The organism is Chloroflexota bacterium (assembly GCA_016875535.1).
GTDB lineage: Bacteria > Chloroflexota > Dehalococcoidia > SHYB01 > SHYB01 > VGPF01.
This window is the reverse complement of the sequence record VGPF01000086.1, coordinates 1-1,815: the sequence shown is the minus strand read 5'-3', so window position 1 is coordinate 1,815 and position 1,815 is coordinate 1. Positions and strand designations below refer to the sequence as shown.

The window sequence follows — 1,815 nt, the reverse complement described above, 5'->3', positions numbered from 1 at the left end:
CGCGGCTGCGATGAAGAGCGGGAGCCGGCTGCGGCGCGGAGGTTGAGGTTCAGCCTCGAGGCCGCCCTCCAGGATAACTCTGGCTTCCCCTATCTATGTCACGCAGCCGCTTGCGAGGATCCTTTTCGAGACAGCGGCCGAGCAGCTTTCGAAGGGCGGTGGGCAGATCGGAGGGCAGCCCATCAAGGCGAGGGGAGTCCTTCATTACCGCGGCCAGGGTTTCTGAAATCGTCTCCCCGCTGAAAACCTTCTGGCCGGAGAGCATCTCGGCGAAGACCCCGCCGAAGCTCCAGATATCGACGCGGCGGTCGATCGGTTTTCCGGCGGCCTGTTCGGGAGCCATGTAGGCGGCAGTGCCCATGATAGTGCCGGGCAAAGAGACCGACGGCGTTCCCGGCGCGGGGCTGGCGGGGTCAGTGGCCTTCGCCAAACCAAAATCGATCACCTTCACTTTGCCGTCCGGCTTGATCTTGATGTTGCCGGGCTTCAGGTCACGATGGACGACAACTCGTTCGTGGGCGGCTTCGGGCGCTTCGGCGATTTGGCGAGCGATTTCGATGGACTCGGCGGGCGGAATAGGGCCCTTGCGGATGCGCTCCGCGAGGGTTGGGCCTTCGACCAGCTCCATGACCAGGTAGTTGGGGCCCACATCGTAGAGGGTGCAGATATTGGGGTGGTTGAGGGCTGCGACGGCGCGGGCTTCCTGGCGAAAGCGGTCGCCGAATTCGGTCGACGCCACTTTGAGGGCGACGGATCGGCCGAGACGGCTGTCGTGGGCGGCGTATACACGGCCCATACCGCCTTGGCCGAGAAGGCCGGTGATTTCGTACGGACCGAGGCGAGTGCCGGGAGGCATTTCCGGGGCAGCGGCTGGGGTGAGCAGGGCTTCGGCATCGGCCCACGCCGGGCGGTCGAGAGGACCAGCGCCGGAGTGGTCCTGCGCCAGGAGGGAGTCGACTTCGCGGCGCATGGCGGAGTCGTGGCTACAGGCGGCCTCCAGGTAAGCGGGCCTCTCTTGGGCTGGCTGCGAGAGAGCACCGAAGTAGATTTCCTCGATTTTCGCCCAACGCTGCTGAGTCACGCCGCTGTGCTCCTGTCTCTTGATATTAAGCTATAGGTTTGATCGTCGGGAAGGAACCTTGCGTGGAAGCTGCTCGCCTGGAAATCACCGGTCTACTACGCGCGTGGCGCGAGGGAGATGATGCGGCGCTGGATCGCCTGACGCCCTTGGTGTATGAGGAGCTCAAGAAGATCGCCCGTGTGTACACGCGGGGCGAGCGGCAGGATGCCACGCTCCAGGCGACGGCGCTCGTGAACGAAACGTTTCTTCGGCTGGTGAACACCGGAGTGGACTGGAGTGACCGGGCTCACTTCTTCGCAGTGGCGGCGCAGATGATGCGCCGGATTCTGGTGGACGCCGCCCGCCGGCGGAATCGGGCGAAACGGGGCGCCGGGGCGGTGCAGCTTCATCTGGATGAGGTTCCTGATTTGACGGGGGCGCGGAGCCGCGAACTGGAACTGGTGGACGACGCATTGAACTCCCTGGCGCAGTTCGACCCGCGCCGCGCGAAGGTGGTGGAGCTTCGCTTCTTTGGAGGACTGACCGTGGAGGAGTCCGCCGAGGTGCTGAAGATCTCGCCACAGAGCGTGCTGCGGGATTGGCGCTTGGCCCGTTCCTGGCTGATGCGGGAGTTGAATCAACCTAAATCCGGCAGTTGGAAGCGGCTGGAAGGGGCACTGGAGCAGGCGGATCGAGGGGGATCTTGGCGAATTGCTGGAAGATCGAGCGCAAGATGCGGCACCATCGTTGATAAG

General features: G+C 64.2%; 2 protein-coding genes. One reads left to right on the top strand and one right to left on the bottom strand.

Annotation, left to right across the window (positions count from 1 at the left end; genetic code table 11):
* Window positions 1-49: 49 nt before the first annotated feature.
* Window positions 50-1,081 carry a serine/threonine protein kinase gene (locus FJ039_12665; protein ID MBM4406998.1) on the bottom strand — a complete coding sequence of 344 codons (1,032 nt, stop codon included), beginning with the start codon at window positions 1,079-1,081 and terminating at the stop codon, window positions 50-52.
* A gap of 62 nt (window positions 1,082-1,143) precedes the next feature.
* On the opposite strand from FJ039_12665, the gene FJ039_12660 reads away from it, so the two are divergent.
* Window positions 1,144-1,815 (top strand): sigma-70 family RNA polymerase sigma factor (locus tag FJ039_12660; protein ID MBM4406997.1); only part of this gene is annotated, 672 nt, incomplete at its 3' end.